Source organism: Bremerella sp. JC817 (assembly GCF_040718835.1).
Taxonomy (GTDB): Bacteria; Planctomycetota; Planctomycetia; order Pirellulales; family Pirellulaceae; genus Bremerella.
This window is the reverse complement of record NZ_JBFEFG010000152.1, coordinates 1-426: the sequence shown is the minus strand read 5'-3', so window position 1 is coordinate 426 and position 426 is coordinate 1. Positions and strand designations below refer to the sequence as shown.

Genomic DNA, 426 nt, shown 5'->3' with positions numbered 1-426 from the left:
TGTACCCAGACCGCGTCGTATGCGGCGTCCGCAATCGAGAAGCCGAGGCACTGTTAAATACGCTGCACGCATCGGAGTGTCGTTATCAATATGACGTGATTGTCGTGGGAGCCGGGCACGCAGGTACCGAGGCCGCCCTAGCGGCTGCACGCCGGGCCAGGGACCGGGCCCCCTGGCCCCAGTCGAGATTCGAGTCGGCCAGGATGTGCCTGCCCCCGGTCGGCCCCCCGGCCAGGGCGTTGAAATACGACAGCTCGTACGGGTGGATGCTCGCGACCGCGACGACTTGGCCGACCAGGCCGATGGCCGCCAGCCGTCGCCAGGGACGGGTTTCCTCGGCGAGCTTCGACACCCAGACGATGGCCAGCGGGGCCAGCGGCAGGAGGTACCGCAGGCCGTAATTGCGCTTCGACCCGAGCGCCGTCA

The 426-nt window shown here is 67.8% G+C and carries 1 protein-coding gene; it reads left to right on the top strand.

The features are described from left to right. Positions 1–95 precede the first annotated feature (95 nt). Entirely contained in the window at positions 96–401 is a 306-nt protein-coding gene (locus tag AB1L30_RS00715; protein ID WP_367011429.1) for an FAD-dependent oxidoreductase, read from the top strand. Positions 402–426 lie beyond the last annotated feature (25 nt).